The organism is Streptomyces sp. NPDC026246, assembly GCF_055567995.1.
The window spans coordinates 263021-277240 of record NZ_JBVHPJ010000005.1 but is presented as its reverse complement, the minus strand read 5'-3'; the positions used below and the strand labels follow the sequence as shown (position 1 = coordinate 277240).

At 70.0% G+C, this 14220-nt stretch carries 12 protein-coding genes and 1 pseudogene; 11 read left to right on the top strand and 2 right to left on the bottom strand.

Annotated features, from left to right (window positions below):
• The first annotated feature begins 5 nt into the window (after window positions 1–5).
• The 6 genes from ACZ4M5_RS15660 (at window position 6) to ACZ4M5_RS15635 (ending at window position 6584) form a co-directional block, all read left to right on the top strand.
• Window positions 6–1508 (top strand): B12-binding domain-containing radical SAM protein, encoded by a 1503-nt coding sequence (locus ACZ4M5_RS15660; protein ID WP_467736967.1) that lies wholly within the window; start codon window positions 6–8, stop codon window positions 1506–1508.
• The gene (locus ACZ4M5_RS15655) at window positions 1505–2257 is read left to right on the top strand and encodes a DNA alkylation repair protein (RefSeq protein ID WP_467736965.1); all 753 of its coding nucleotides are present in this window, start codon (window positions 1505–1507) and stop codon (window positions 2255–2257) included. The genes ACZ4M5_RS15660 and ACZ4M5_RS15655 overlap by 4 nt, the downstream gene beginning before the upstream one ends.
• A gap of 4 nt (window positions 2258–2261) precedes the next feature.
• Entirely contained in the window at window positions 2262–3299 is a 1038-nt protein-coding gene (locus tag ACZ4M5_RS15650; RefSeq protein WP_467736963.1) for a BtrH N-terminal domain-containing protein, read from the top strand.
• A 15-nt stretch (window positions 3300–3314) separates the two neighbouring features.
• Entirely contained in the window at window positions 3315–3710 is a 396-nt protein-coding gene (locus ACZ4M5_RS15645; protein WP_467736961.1) for a pentapeptide repeat-containing protein, read from the top strand.
• A gap of 15 nt (window positions 3711–3725) precedes the next feature.
• Window positions 3726–5504 carry a carbamoyltransferase family protein gene (locus tag ACZ4M5_RS15640; RefSeq protein WP_467736959.1) on the top strand — a complete coding sequence of 593 codons (1779 nt, stop codon included), beginning with the start codon at window positions 3726–3728 and terminating at the stop codon, window positions 5502–5504.
• Window positions 5505–5594: 90 nt separating this feature from the next.
• Window positions 5595–6584, top strand: coding sequence for a BtrH N-terminal domain-containing protein (locus tag ACZ4M5_RS15635; protein ID WP_467736957.1), 990 nt, complete (start codon window positions 5595–5597; stop codon window positions 6582–6584).
• A gap of 130 nt (window positions 6585–6714) precedes the next feature.
• Here the strand turns inward: ACZ4M5_RS15635 and ACZ4M5_RS15630 are convergent, their stop codons facing one another.
• The gene (locus tag ACZ4M5_RS15630) at window positions 6715–7230 is read right to left on the bottom strand and encodes a hypothetical protein (protein WP_467736955.1); all 516 of its coding nucleotides are present in this window, start codon (window positions 7228–7230) and stop codon (window positions 6715–6717) included.
• Window positions 7231–7489: 259 nt separating this feature from the next.
• Here ACZ4M5_RS15630 and ACZ4M5_RS15625 point away from each other — a divergent pair, with 259 nt between their 5' ends.
• The 4 genes and pseudogenes from ACZ4M5_RS15625 (at window position 7490) to gap (ending at window position 12019) form a co-directional block, all read left to right on the top strand.
• The gene (locus ACZ4M5_RS15625; RefSeq protein WP_467736953.1) at window positions 7490–8746 is read left to right on the top strand and encodes a cation:proton antiporter; all 1257 of its coding nucleotides are present in this window, start codon (window positions 7490–7492) and stop codon (window positions 8744–8746) included.
• A gap of 238 nt (window positions 8747–8984) precedes the next feature.
• Window positions 8985–9708, top strand: a pseudogene (locus ACZ4M5_RS15620) (dienelactone hydrolase family protein).
• A 165-nt stretch (window positions 9709–9873) separates the two neighbouring features.
• Window positions 9874–10833, top strand: a complete 960-nt coding sequence (locus tag ACZ4M5_RS15615; RefSeq protein ID WP_467736951.1) for a GlxA family transcriptional regulator — start codon at window positions 9874–9876, stop codon at window positions 10831–10833.
• Between the two features lie 187 nt (window positions 10834–11020).
• A complete protein-coding gene (gap, locus tag ACZ4M5_RS15610) occupies window positions 11021–12019 on the top strand; it encodes a type I glyceraldehyde-3-phosphate dehydrogenase (RefSeq protein WP_467736949.1) in 999 nt (332 codons plus the stop codon).
• A gap of 112 nt (window positions 12020–12131) precedes the next feature.
• On the opposite strand, the gene ACZ4M5_RS15605 is transcribed toward gap, so the two are convergent.
• Window positions 12132–12851 carry a LamG domain-containing protein gene (locus tag ACZ4M5_RS15605; RefSeq protein WP_467736947.1) on the bottom strand — a complete coding sequence of 240 codons (720 nt, stop codon included), beginning with the start codon at window positions 12849–12851 and terminating at the stop codon, window positions 12132–12134.
• Window positions 12852–13097: 246 nt separating this feature from the next.
• On the opposite strand from ACZ4M5_RS15605, the gene ACZ4M5_RS15600 reads away from it, so the two are divergent.
• Complete coding sequence (locus ACZ4M5_RS15600; protein WP_467736945.1) at window positions 13098–14168, top strand: glycoside hydrolase family 5 protein; 1071 nt, start codon at window positions 13098–13100, stop codon at window positions 14166–14168.
• The last annotated feature ends 52 nt before the right edge of the window (window positions 14169–14220 follow it).

Sequence of the window (14220 nt, the reverse complement as noted above, 5' to 3'; positions counted from 1 at the left end):
GGCCCATGCGCGTACTGCTCATCTCCACCAACAAGATCCGGGTACCGCGGCCGGCGCTGCCCATCGGCATGGCCTACATCAGCGCCGCGCTCAAGCACGCCGGGCACCACGTCGACGTCCTCGACCTGCTCTGGGAGTCGCGCGAGCTGAAGGCGGTCCGCGAGAAGCTGACCACCGGGACGTACGACGTGGTCGGCATCGCCGTCCGCAATCTGGACAACCTGACGTTCATCGACCCGGTCTTCTTCGGCCCGATGACCGAGAAGATCGTCCAGTGCGTCCGCAAGTACACCAGCGCCACGGTGGTCCTCGGCGGATCGGGCTTCTCGGTCGAGCCGTTGTCGTTCTTCGAGTACGCCCAGCCCGACTACGGCATCGCCGGTGAGGGCGAGGCCGGCATCGTCCAGCTGCTGGACCACCTGGAGAACGGCGGGCCGCTGGAGTCGATCTCCGGGCTCTGCTACCTCGACGACGACGGGAAGTTCTGCCAGAACCAGTCGAGTCAGGCGTTCGACCTCGGAGCGCTGGAGCCCGACCGGTCCGTGTACGACCCGCGGTACTTCGAGGAGGGCGTCTCGGCGGCCTCCGATCTCACCCGCGACCACCAGCCGGCCATCGAGACGCTGCAGACCAAGCGGGGCTGCAAGCTGTTCTGCTCGTACTGCATCATCCGCAAGACCGAGGGCAAGGGCGACCGGTTCAAGGAACCCGCCGAGGTCGTCGGCGAGATCCAGCGGGCCATGGCGCAGAACCCGGCCGTGCGGGAGTTCGAGATCGTCGACGCGACCTTCAACTACCCGATGGAGTACGCCGCCGAGGTGTGCGAGGAGATGATCCGCGCCAAGCTCGACGTGCCCTGGTACTGCCAGCTGACGCCGAACGCGGTCACACCGGAGTTCGTGAAGCTCCTGCACGCGGCGGGCTGCATCCGGGTGGACCTCGGCACCGACGCGCTCACCGACGAAGCCCTGTCGGACCTGATGAAGGGCTTCGACATGGCCCGGGTCCTGGAGATCGACCGCCTGTTCACGGCCAGCCCCATCGAGCACACCCACTGCATCTTCCTCGGCGGGCCGGGGGAGACGCCTCAGGCGCTCAGGGAGTCCATCCGGTTCACCGAGCGCTACCTCAACCCGGCCCAGATCTACGCCAACCTCGGCATCCGCATCCTCAGCGGCACCAAACTCCAGCGGCAGGCCGTCAAGGCGGGCATCCTGCGCGAAGGCCAGGGCACGTTCGTCCCGGCCTTCTACGTGGAGCCGGCGATCCTCGCCGACCGGGACACGCTGGACTACGTCCGCAACGCCTACCTGAGCCACAAGAACTGGTACCTGTGGTGGGGCCTGGGCGGGCAGAACCTGACGGACCGTTCGAGGGAGACCGTCCAGGCCGTGGCCGACATGCAACAGGAGTACGAGTACGTCATGCAAGGCAAACCCCGGCTGGAACGCGCACCGAAGCCGCTCCCGGCCGCCCAGCCCCTGAAACTCACGATCGGCACCCCGTGACCCATGTTCCAGCCGCCGCGGACGACCTCGCCAAGGCCCTCGCGGCCCGCGCGGACCCGGACTTCGCGGTGCGCATGCAGCGCTACTTCCCGCACGAGATCCGGGCCCTCGGGGTCGGCAACGCGACCGTGGCCGAGATCGCCGGCCACTACTTCCGGGAACGGCCCGCCGTCCCGGCCGCGACCCGGCTGCAGCTGGCCGAGGAGGTGCTGGCGCGCGCCGAGTACCACGAGGAGGTGCTGCTGGGCTTCGCCGTCCTGCACAAGGTCGCCAGGACCGGCCTCGGCGCCGAACTGCTCGACCGCTGCGAGCACTGGCTGCGGACGTACGTGTCCAACTGGGCGCAGTGCGACGACCTGTGCCTGAAGCTGCTGTACCCGTTCTTCCTCGGGCACCTGGAGCTGATCCCGCGCACCCGGGACTGGGTGGACTCGGCCTCCCCGTGGGCCCGGCGCGCCGCGAACGTGGCCGTCGTGAAGTTCGTGCGGCGCAAGGTGGGCCGCACGGTCTTCGAACTGCCGACGTCGCACGTCTTCGACAACTGCGCGCGGCTCATGCACGACGGCGACGTGTACGTGCAGAAGGGCTCGGGCTGGCTGCTCAAGGTGACCGCCGAGGCCCACCCCGACGAGGTGGCCGCGTTCCTGCGCACCTGGCACGAGGAGATGCCCCGCGACACGTTCCGGTACGCGGTGGAGAAGATGGACCCGCGGCTGCGCCGGTCCTTGATGGAACTGGGACAGGGGTGACGTCATGAACGCGACCGGCCGCTACGTCCACCGGCGCGGCATCCACTGCGAGTCCGCCTGCCAGTGCGCCGTCCTCGCGGCCGCCGGGTACGAGGCGGACGAGGAGACCGTGTTCGGGCTGGACGGGGGCTTCGGGTTCTCGTTCTTCCCGACGGGCGGTGACGCTCCGGACATCGTCGTCGGCAAGCAGGCGGTCATGCCGCTCAGGGCCTGCCGGCTGATGGGGGTCGAGGTCGTCAAGCACACCCCCACGTCCGGGGCGGGCCTGGCCAAGCTGCTTCAGTCGGCGCCGGCCGTGATGACCCGGGTCGACCTCGGGCTGCTGCCGCACTGGGGACTGGAGGGGCGCTCCTCCTTCGGCGGGTACTTCGTCAACGTCGTCCGCCCTCTCGGGGCCGACGCGTTCGAGGTGTCGGACCCGGCGTTCGACGAGCCCGTCACCGTGGGCACCGCCGATCTGCAGGCCGCCCGCTCCAGCCGCAACTCCCCGCCCCTCAACCCGGACTGGAGGGTCTACGTCTTCGGCGCGCCCCGGCGCACCCCGCAACTCGACCGCGTCGGCCCGGTGGCCGTACGCACCCTGTGCCGTGAGGTCCTCAAGCCGGGCAGCCGGAACCTCGGCCTGCCCGGAATGAGGCAACTGGCCACGACCGCGCCGTCCTGGCCGGAGTCCAAACGCGGCGAGGTCGAGGACGTGGACCTGACCGGCCGGGTGATCCGCACCGACGCCCTGGCGCGCCAACTGCTGCACCTGGGACGCCAGATCGAGTCCTTCGGCACCGGGGGAGGTCTGTTCCGCCCGATGATCGGCCGCTACCTGAACAGGGTCGCCGACAGCACCGGTGAGGCGCGCTACGCCGAGGCGGCCGAGCGGTTCCTCGACAGCGGCCGGCTGTGGTCGACCCTCGGATCCGCGCTGCTGACGGCAGGGGCCGTCACGGCCCGTGGCGATCTCAAGGCACTCGTGGACGCCGTGTCGGACACGGCGCGGTCCACGATGGACGTCGAGAAGCGGGCGTTGACCGCCCTCACCCCTCTGTAGACGCGAGGTCGAGACATGCCCACCGAGGACGAGACCATACTGCTCCAGGGGCCAAGGCGCTGGAACGAGCACGCGCGCCGGCGCCGGGCGCAGGGCGCCTTCCGGCCCGACCTGCGCAAGGCGGTGCTGCACGGCGCCGATCTGCAGGGTGCCGAACTCGCCGACGCGGACCTCACCGACGCGGTGCTGACCGAGTCGTACCTCATCTCCGCGGATCTGAGGGGCGCCAACCTGGAGGGCGCCGATCTGTGCGAGGCGTACCTCATCCTGGCCGAGCTGAACGGCTGCCGCCTGGTGGGCGCCAACCTCGACGGCGCCGACCTCAGCGGTGCCGATCTGAGCGGCGCGGTCCTCGACCCGGACTTCCGGCGGTCCGCCGTGATCTCGGACTACCTCACGATCTGGCCATAGCGAAAGGAGCTCCTCGTGATCGTTCTGGGCTACAACGGGTTCGGCAGGTCTGCGGAAATCTTCGGACGCCTCTTTCGCGCCACCGGCATCGACCGCCATCTGCTGTACGGGCACGACTCCGCCGCCGCCCTGCTCGTCGACGGCGAGCTGGTCGCCGCCGTGGAGGAGGAGCGGCTCAACCGGGAGAAGAAGACGTCGAGCTTCCCGGTCAACGCGATGCGCTGGTGCCTGGATTCGGCCGGGATATCGTTCGACGACGTCGACGTGTTCGCGTTCTCCTGGCAGTTCTCCGAGGACGTGCTGAACAAGATGATCGCCGAGATCACCGAGGACCCGGCGGCGTCCGTCGAGCAGAAGTTCGCGCGGCTGCAACGCCTGGCCGAGACGCACGCGGCCCTGTTCAGCCAGGCGGCGACCGAGGCGGACTTCCTCCGGCACACGGGACACCGGCTGGACCCGGACAAGCTCGTCCGCGTGCCGCACCACCTCGCACACCTGATGACGGGACACCACCTGGCGGGCGGCCGGGACGCGGCCTTCCTGGTCAGCGACGGCCGTGCCGAATGGCTGTCCGCGATCATGGGGGAGGTGCGGGACGGAGAGGTGAAGGTCTTCGACGACATGACCATCGACTCCCGGCACTCGCTGGCGATGCTCTTCTCCGTGGTGACGCGCTACCTCGGGTTCGTCCCGAACAACGACGAGTACAAGGTGATGGGCCTGGCCGGCTACGGCGCGCCGCCCGAGCCCAACCCCTTCCTCGAGCACGTGGTCGAGACGTGTCCCGACGGCACCTACCGGATCCCCTATCCGGCCAACGCCGTGCCCGCCTACTACGCACTCTTCGACCGCATCTTCGGGGGTGACGAGAACAGCCGGGAGCAGTTCGACTACCGGGTCCGGGTGGCCGGCGCCGCGCAGCACATGCTCGAGACGGTGACCGCCGGGCAGGTGCGCACACTCGAGGCCCGCAGCGACCTGCCCCGCATGGTCTTCGAGGGCGGGCTGGCCCTGAACTGCGTCAACAACAGCAAACTGCTGGAGCGTTCACGCTTCACCGAGATGGATGTGAGCTTCGGCGCGAGCGACGTCGGCGTGGCCATCGGGGCGGCCCTGTTCGCCTCCGGGCAGGCGGGCACACCCCCCAGGATCAGCACCTCGCCCTACCTGGGCCCCGCTTACGGCGACGAGGAGATCCGGGCGGCGCTGCGGCAGTTCGCCGACCGGGTCGTCTGGCGGGAGCTGGACCCCGCCGAGCTGCCGCGAGAGGCGGCGACCCTGATGCAGGACCGGTGCGTGATCGGATGGTGCCAGGGGCGTATGGAGTACGGACCGCGGGCCCTGGGCAACCGCAGCATCCTGGCCAATCCGAAGTTCCCCGACATCAAGGACATCATCAACGAACGCATCAAGCACCGCGAGCAGTTCCGGCCCTTCGCCCCCGTCGTGCTGGAGCACCTGGCACCGGAGGTCTTCGAACTCGGCAAGAAGACGTCGTCGCCCTACATGACGTTCGTGGTTCCGGTGCGGCCCGAGTACCAGGAGAGGATCCAGGGCGCCTGCCACGTCGACGGCACCTCACGGATCCAGACGGTCACCGAGGAGAGCAACCCCCTGCTCGCCCGGCTCCTGCACGAGTTCAACGAACTGACGGGCATTCCCTGCCTGATCAACACCTCGTTCAACGTCGCCGGCGAACCCATCGTCTGCTCGCCCGCGGACGCCCTGTCCTGCTTCCTCAAAACAGAAATGGATCATTTGTTCCTCGGCACCTACCTGGTGTCCCGTATCTGACGTGGCGCACACCTTCCTGATCCCGGCGTCCGCAATCGTGCTTTCGCGGGTTGCGCTACGCTCTACGCGACGGAAGGGAGACGTGACCAGGTGGCGCTCTTAGAAGCAGAACCGTACGTCGGTCAACATTGCGAGTCGACCACACTCGTGAATTTGCTGCGGCAGCGAGAAGTGGATGTGTCGGAGCCGTTCGTCTTCGGAGTCGCAGGCGGCCTGTCGTTCATCTACTGGCGGACGAAGCAGATGCCGACTCCGTTCGTCGGTGGCCGCATCAAACCCGACACCCTGACGGACAACCTCGCGCAGGCGCTGAAACTACGGCTGTCCGTGCACGAGACGTCCTCGGCGAAGCGGGCGAGGGACCATCTGCTGGCCGAGCTCGAGTCCGGTTCCCTGGTGGGACTCAAGCTCGACCGCTACTGCCTCGACTACTCCACCGACGACTTCCGCTTCGCGGCCCACTACGTGGCCTGTGTCGGGCATGACGACGACGACCGGTTCGCCCTGGTCGAGACCCGGCCGCTCGGTCTGCAGTGGGCGTCGGGTGAATCCCTCGCGACGGCGCGCAACCCGCGCGGCCCGATGAGTTCCCGTAATCGCGCCTTCACCCTCGACCTCCCGAAGGGCGGCCTCCCCGATCTCGGGAAAGCGGCGCGAAAAGGCATCAGAACGGCGGCGGAGACCTTCCTCGATCCACCGATCTCCAATTTCGGATACAAGGGCATGCACAAAGTCGCCGACCTGATGCCGCAGTGGCTCGACGACCTCGAATCGCCCGCCGAAGGTCTCGCGGAAATCGCCACGATCATGGAGGACGCCGGAACCGGCGGTGGCCTGTTCCGCAAGATGTGGGCGGAATTCCTCGCGGAAACCGCCGAGATCACCGGGGTCGACGAATACCAGGAGACCGCGGACGCCTACCGCGACGTGGCGAAGAAATGGACCGAGGTGGCCGCACTCGTGAACGAAGCGGGAGCCTCGTCGTCCCGGGAATCCCTCCACAGCGCCTCGAAGATCGTCCACGAGGCGGCCGACAAGGAGCAGCAGCTGATGCAGCGCCTGCTGGAGCTCTCCGCCTGAGCGAGATCCGGCGAGGTCCGGTGCAGCGGCCCCCCGGCCGCACCGCCCCGGCCCGGCCGCACCGCCCCGGCGGCCGGACCGTGCCGGCCGCCGGCGACGGTGCCGGTGTCGGGCTGCGCGGCGAGCAGGCTCAGCAGCCGCCGCAGTTGTAGTAGAGGACGTCCCAGTGGTTGCCCTCGTCGGCGTAGATGTTGCCGGAGCCGGAGCGCCACTGCGGCGCACCGTCACCGCGCACACCGATGTAGGTGAACGTGTTCTTGATGTAGTTGCCGACGCAGGTGTACTTGCTGAAGTCGAGCTTGTAGCCGTTCCAGTGCGAGTAGGTGCCCGAGGCGTGCCCGGTCTCGGTGCCGCCCGTGATGTTCAGGGCGCAGCCGCTGGCCCGCTTGAGGGTCTGCGCGCCCTGGGCCGTGGCGAGGTTGAGCTGCTCGAAGGACGTACAGGTGGCGTTGTTGCGGTTGGAGCAGTTGCCGGACGAGGACCAGGTGATGCCGACCTCACGGAACATGGAGGTCGCGGTGGCATGACTGATCTTGGTGACGGCGAACGCCTCGCCGGCGGTGCCGACGACGGCCGCGCCGGGTGCGACGACGAGCGCCAGAGCGGTCAGCAGGGAACGGAGCTTCGGGGCGTGGAATGCCTTCATGGGGAGACCTTCCTGCGGTGGGCCATGCTTCCTGTGGGGCGCTGTGCAGGCGGTGCAGACCGATGATGCCCGTGGTCTACGCGCGTCCGCCAGAGGACAAAACGGAACGCCGTGTTCACTGCTCCGAGGCCGACGCGTCCGGACCCGCGCACATGTCCCTGCCGCCGGCCGCACATCGTCGTTCATGACCTGCGTGACGCGGGGTACCGGTGGGTGACCACCGCGCCGGGTGGCATGTGACGAGAGGGCGGTTCGACAGGTGACAAATCCCGACGCGGTCTTCGCTTCGCTGGGAGTGGGCGCGCTGCTCGCGTCGGTACTGCCGCGGGTCCTGGCCGGGCGGCCGCTGTCACTGCCGTTGATCTTCCTGTTGTGCGGCGTCGGCGTCTATCTGCTGCCCCTGCCGCTCCCCGCGGTCGATCCGGTGGCGGACCGGATGGTGACCGAGCACATCACCGAGGTCGTCGTCATCATCTCGCTGATGGGCGCGGGGCTGGCGCTCAACCGGCCGGTGGGATGGCGTCGGTGGCTGGTGACCTGGCGTCTGCTGGGCATCACCATGCCGTTGACCTTCCTGGCCACCGCGGGCCTGGCGTGGTGGTTGCTGGACTGGCCGCCGGCCGCGGCCCTCCTGCTCGGCGCAGTGCTCTCCCCGACGGATCCGGTGCTCGCCTCGGAGGTGCGGGTGGGGGAGCCCACGGACGACGAACACGACGAGGACGAGGCCCGGTTCGCCCTGACCAGCGAGGCGGGCCTGAACGACGGGCTCGCCTTCCCGCTGACGTACGCCGCCGTGGGGCTGGCCGCCGTCGCGGGCACCGGCTGGTCGACCGGCTGGATCGGTTCGTGGGCGGCGCAGGACGTGGCCTACAAGTGCGCCGTCGGTGTGCTGGGGGGACTCCTGGTGGGCCGGCTGCTCGGCTGGCAGTTCTTCCGGGCCCGGTCCGACTCGCTGCGGTTGTCCCAGCACCGGGAGGGGTTCGTCGCCCTCGGCGCCACCTTCCTGTCCTTCGGGCTGACCGAACTCGCCGGGGGCTACGGCTTCCTGGCGGTGTTCGTCACCGCGTGCGCCATCCGCGCCGCCGAGCGGGCCCACGGCTACCACAACGTCCTGCACGACTTCATCGAGCAGGTGGAGCGACTGCTCACCGCCGCCGTGCTGTTCCTGCTGGGCGCCTTCATCGCCTCGGGCGGGCTGTCCGCCCTGACCTGGCAGGGCGCGCTCGCCGCGATCGCGGTGCTGCTGGTCGTCCGGCCGTTGTCCGGGTGGCTGGGACTGCTGCGGGCACCGCTGGGGAAGCGGGAGCGCTGGGTCGTCGCGGCGTACGGGGTGCGGGGGATCGGCTCGCTCTACTACCTCGCCTATGGCCTGGGGCAGCACGGCTTCGGTGTCCCCGAGCGAGAGCTGTGGTCGGTGGTGGTGTTCACCGTGCTGGTCTCCGTGGTGCTGCACGGTGTCACGGCGGGCCCGGTCATCACCCGCCTCGACCGGCTGCGCGGCATCCGGTCCCCGTAGCGCCCGGATCGGCGACGCGCGACGACGGTGGCGCAGGGCGGGGTCCGCCGTGGACACCAACGACCGGAAAAGCCGTTGGCAGGCCGCGGCGGCCACTGCTACGTTTCCCGAGGCCGTGCGACAGACCGAGGAGGTGGTACCCGTGAACGTATCGACATGGGTGCTCTCCTGCGGGGTCACGGTCGGGCTGTAGGTCGCCCGGGAGCGCCGTTCAACAGCACTCCCGAAGGACACGACCATGCAGTTCACCTCGGAAACCCGTATCGACGACGGCGTCCTCACGCGCGAGTTCGTGCTGGGCGACATCCCCGGCACCCTGTGGACGCCGCCCGGGCCGGCGTCCGTGCCGCTGATCCTGATGGCCCACAACAACGGCCTGCCCAAGGCGGAGCCCCGGCTGGTCGCCCGAGCCCGCTACACCGCGGCGCGGGGCTACGCGGTGGCCTCCATCGACGCCGCCGGCTGCGGCGACCGCCCCCGCTCCGCCGCCGAGGAACAGGCCCGCGCCGAACTCCGCAGGGCGATGAGAGCCGGCGAGCCGGTCGACGAGATCTTCGAGTCGTTCATCGGCCCGCTGGTCGAGAAGGCCCCCCCCGGACTGGCGGACCACCCTGGACGCGCTTCTCGCGCTGCCCGGGATCGACGGCCCGGTCGGTTACTCGGGATGGACCGCCCTCGGCATCCGGCTCGTGGTGACGGAGCCGCGCATCGCCGCCGCCGGTCTCTTCGCGGGCGGGTTCGTGCCCCGAAGCCAGCGCGAGGAGGCCCGGCAGGTCACCGTTCCGCTGCTGTTGCTGCTGCAGTGGGACGACGAAGGCAATCCCCGGCAGCGGGCCCTGGACCTGTTCGACGCGTTCGGCACCAAGGAGAAGACGCTGCACGCCAACATGGGCGGAGACACCGGCACACCCTGGTTCGAGCTGGAGGACGGGACCCGGTTCTTCGACCGCCACCTCATGTAGGGCCGTACGGCGGTCGGGCGGCCGGACGGCGGCCCGACCCGCCCGGCCGGCGTCTCCCGCCCGCCTGCGCCTGCGCCTGTGCGAGCGGGCGGGACATCGCCTCGGCCGGGTCGGCACCCCCGGCCGCTGCGCCGTTCGCCCGCACACCCCGCGTAGCCTCGACCTGTGTCGTCTGCCTCCCGTCTGCATCGTGTCGCCGTTCTCGTGCTCGAAGGTGCGAAGCCGCTCGATGTCGGCATCCCCGCTCAGGTCTTCACGACCCGCGCGAGCATGCCGTACGAGGTGCGGGTGTGCGGGGCGACGCCCGGGCTCGTGACCGGCGGCGACGGTCTCGCGTACCACGTGGCCCACGGTGTGGACGCGCTGGAGTGGGCCGACATCGTCTTCGTCCCCGGATACCGCCACCCGGACCGTGACGACCCGCCGCAGGCCGTCGTCGACGCGCTGGTGGCCGCCCACGAGCGCGGTGCGCGGCTCGCGGCGATCTCCACCGGTGCCTTCGCCCTCGCCGCCACGGGACTGCTCGACGGCAGGCGCGCCACGACGCACTGGCACTACACCCGCGCCCTCATGGCCAAGCATCCCGACGTCCGTGTGGACGAGAACGTGCTCTTCGTCGACGAGGGCCGCGTGCTCACCTCGGCCGGCGCCGCCTCCGGCATCGACCTCTGTCTGCACATCCTGCGCGGTGACCTGGGAGTGGCCGCCTCCAACCACGCCGCACGGCGACTGGTCGCCGCGCCCTACCGCAGCGGCGGCCAGGCCCAGTACGTGCCCCGCAGCGTGCCCGAGCCGCTCGGCGAGCGGTTCGCCGACACCCGCGAGTGGGCGCTGCACCGGCTGGGGGAGCCCCTCACCCTCGACATCCTGGCGCGCCAGGCGGGCGTGTCGGCGCGGACGTTCTCCCGGCGCTTCGTAGAGGAGACCGGCTACACGCCGATGCAGTGGGTGATGCGCGCCCGCATCGACCTGGCCCGCGAACTGCTGGAGCGATCGGAGCGCAGCGTGGAGCAGATCGCGGCCGACATCGGCCTGGGCACCGGTGCGAACCTGCGCCTGCACTTCCAGCGCATCCTCGGCACCACACCGAGCGAGTACCGGCGCACCTTCACCCGGGGCGAATAGCCCCGTCCCCACCCCGTCCGCACCCCGTCCGCACCCCGTCCAGCGCTCCGTCCCGCCCTGTCCAGCGCTCCGTCCCGCCCCGGCCGGGCACCCCCGTGGCGGGATCCTTTTGAACCATGGCGATACCGCCACTGTCCGCCGCGCCGCCGACGAGCGAGCCTGGTGGCGAAGGGAAGGGACACCACTCATGACTCGCATCGCCATCAACGGTTTCGGCCGCATCGGACGCAACGTGCTGCGCGCACTGCTGGAGCGCGACAGCGCCCTGGAGGTCGTCGCCGTCAACGACCTCACGGAGCCCGCCGCCCTCGCCCGGCTGCTCGCCTACGACAGCACGGCCGGCCGGCTCGGGCGGCCGGTGACCGCCGACGGGGACTTCCTCGTCGTCGACGGGCGCCGGATCAAGGTGCTGGCCGAGCGCGAGCCGGCGCAGCTGCCCTGGGCCGAGCTCGGCGTGGACATCGTCCTGGAAGCCACCGGACGCTTCACCGCGGCCAAGGCCGCCCGCGCGCACCTCGACGCGGGCGCGAAGAAGGTGCTGGTCAGTGCGCCCTCGGACGGCGCCGACGTCACCCTGGCGTACGGGGTCAACACCGACGCCTACGACCCCGACCTGCACACGGTGGTCTCGAACGCCTCCTGCACGACCAATGCGCTCGCGCCGCTGGCCCAGGTGCTCGACGAGCTCGCCGGCATCGAGCACGGATTCATGACGACGGTGCACGCCTATACGCAGGAGCAGAACCTGCAGGACGGCCCGCACCGCGACGCCCGTCGCGCCCGGGCCGCCGGCGTCAACATCGTGCCGACCACCACCGGTGCCGCCAAGGCGATCGGCCTGGTGCTGCCCGGCCTCGACGGCAAGCTGTCGGGTGACTCGATCCGCGTGCCGGTGCCGGTCGGCTCGATCGTCGAGCTCAACACCACCGTCGCCCGCGACGTGTCGCGCGAGGACGTGCTGGAGGCCTACCGCACGGCGGCGCAGGGGCCGCTCGCCGGCGTCCTCGAGTACTCGGAGGACCCGCTCGTGTCGACCGACATCGTGGGCAACCCGGCGTCCTCGATCTTCGACTCCGCCCTCACGCGCGTCGACGGCCGCCACGTCAAGGTCGTCGCCTGGTACGACAACGAGTGGGGCTTCTCGAACCGCGTGATCGACACGCTCGAACTGCTCGCCGGGCGCTGATCCGACGCCGGGGCGGCCGTCCACGGCGGCGACCGCCCACGGCGGCACTTCCCTCGGAGCGCTCCGGCCGACCACTCCGGTCGGCCGGAGCGCTCACGCGTGTCCCCACCGGCTAGGCGGTCTCCGCGTCGGCCGGAGCGGCGGCGACGGTGCCGGGCCGCCGTACGGTCAGCCGGCTCACCTCGTACGACATCTCGGTCGTCTCCGGCAGCGGGGGCGGGTGGTAACGGCCCGCGCACACCGACAGGTTGACGATGAGGTAGGCGTGCCAGCCGCGCCCCACCCCCCGGCCGTCGGCGAAGACCTGTCTGCCGTTGAGCCACCAACGCACGGAGCGGGCACCGAACTCGGTGCGCAGGTCCACCCACGCGCCCGGACGGACCGCCTCGTCGCGGTGGTAAAGGTTCGTGCCGCGCACGTGGTTGGTGAACTCGAGCAGATCCGGGTTGTCCGGGTGGTACTCGAAGACGTCGATCTCCTGATCGCCGTCGCGCCAGGTCCAGATGGCCGGCCAGGCGCCGATCTCCTCGGGCAGCCTGACCCGGGCTTCCAGTACGTCCCCGGCGCGGACGGTGAATTCCTCCTGGCTCCCCTCGGTGGTCAGCAGCCCGGTGTTCCACCGTCCGTCGCGCCGTCGCCGGGCCCGCAGAACCCCCGACCGGCTGTACGCGGCATCGGACACCAGGTGGTCCAGCTTGTCGTCGCGCGGATTGATCGGGCCCCCGTCCGGATACGCCCACGAACGCCCGGCGACCCATTGAGCGGTGGACGTGAAGTCGGCCGTGAAGACGACCGGTGCGGTGGCCGGGCGAGCCGGTAAGGGTTCGGTCATGCCGAATGTCTCACCCTGCCCTCGGCGTGTCATGCGCCGAACCCTCCCACCGCACCCTCTTTGACCCTTTCGGGTGACCGCTCCCGGAGCACGGCCGCCGCTCTCCGCCTCCCTCCACGTATCCGAACGCCCCTGTGAACGCGGGCCGTTGTGTGGACGCCCGCAGCCTCTTGATGGCTCGGAAGGCCTCTGCTTCTCTCTTGTTAGGAAAGTTTCCTACTAGTCATGCGTCTGAACGGAGTTCATATGAGGGCCCCACACCCGTCGCTCCGCCGAGAAGTCGCAGTCGCCGCACTCGGCAGTGTCCTGCTGCTCCTGCTCGCTCTCGTGCCGACCGGCTCCGCACGTGCGGCCGCCGCTCCCCGTACCGCGGCCGCCACCCCGGTCTCCGCCAACGGCCAGCTCAAGGTCTGCGGCACCAAGTTGTGCAACAGCCGCGGCAACCCCGTCCAGTTGCGGGGCATGAGCACCCACGGCACCCAGTGGTACCCGCACTGCCTGACCAGCGGCTCGCTCAACGCCCTGGCCGACGACTGGAGGGCCGACGTCCTGCGTGTCTCCACCTATGTGCAGGAGGACGGCTACGAGACCGATCCCCAGCACTTCACGGAGCTGGCGAACTCACTCATCCGGCAGGCGAGCGACCGCGGCCTGTACGTGATCGTCGACTGGCACATGCTCACCCCGGGCGACCCCCACGCCAACCTCAGCCGGGCGCGGCAGTTCTTCACCGACATCGCCCAGCGCAACAAGGACAGGAACAACGTCCTCTACGAGATCGCCAACGAGCCCAGCGGAGTGAGCTGGTCGCGGATCAAGAGCTACGCGGAGCAGATCATCCCGACGATCCGTGCCCTCGACCACGACGCCCCCGTCCTGGTCGGCACCCGCGCCTGGTCCTCGTTCGGCGTCTCCGAGGGCGGCAACGAGACGGAGGTCGTGAGCAACCCGGTCAAGGCGTCCAACATCATGTACACGTTCCACTTCTACGCCTCCTCGCACCGCGACGAGTATCTGGCGACGCTCTCCCGGGCCGCGGACAGACTGCCCGTCTTCGTCACCGAGTTCGGCACCCAGAACTACGCCGGCGAGGGCGCCGACGACTTCGCCATGTCGCAGCGCTACCTCGACCTCATGGCCGCCAAGAAGATCAGCTGGGTGAACTGGAACTTCTCCGACGACCACCGCTCGGGGGCCGTCTTCAAGACCGGCACGTGCGACCGGTCCGGGCCCTGGACGGGCACCGCGCCGCTGAAGCCGGCCGGGGTCTGGATCCGCGAACGCATCAGGACGCCGGATTCCTTCCCCGCTGCCTGACCATGCTCGGCCCCGGTCGCCGGGTTCCCGTCCACGGGGCTCGGCGGCCTGG

What these genes read in the sequence shown, in the direction of transcription:
- ACZ4M5_RS15660 (WP_467736967.1), top strand. Translation starts at nt 6, where the DNA reads ATGCGCGTACTGCTCATCTCCACCAACAAGATCCGGGTACCGCGGCCG.
- gap (WP_467736949.1), top strand. Translation starts at nt 11,021, where the DNA reads ATGACTCGCATCGCCATCAACGGTTTCGGCCGCATCGGACGCAACGTG.
- ACZ4M5_RS15600 (WP_467736945.1), top strand. Translation starts at nt 13,098, where the DNA reads ATGAGGGCCCCACACCCGTCGCTCCGCCGAGAAGTCGCAGTCGCCGCA.
- ACZ4M5_RS15630 (WP_467736955.1), bottom strand. Translation starts at nt 7,230, where the DNA reads ATGAAGGCATTCCACGCCCCGAAGCTCCGTTCCCTGCTGACCGCTCTG.
- ACZ4M5_RS15650 (WP_467736963.1), top strand. Translation starts at nt 2,262, where the DNA reads ATGAACGCGACCGGCCGCTACGTCCACCGGCGCGGCATCCACTGCGAG.
- ACZ4M5_RS15645 (WP_467736961.1), top strand. Translation starts at nt 3,315, where the DNA reads ATGCCCACCGAGGACGAGACCATACTGCTCCAGGGGCCAAGGCGCTGG.
- ACZ4M5_RS15605 (WP_467736947.1), bottom strand. Translation starts at nt 12,851, where the DNA reads ATGACCGAACCCTTACCGGCTCGCCCGGCCACCGCACCGGTCGTCTTC.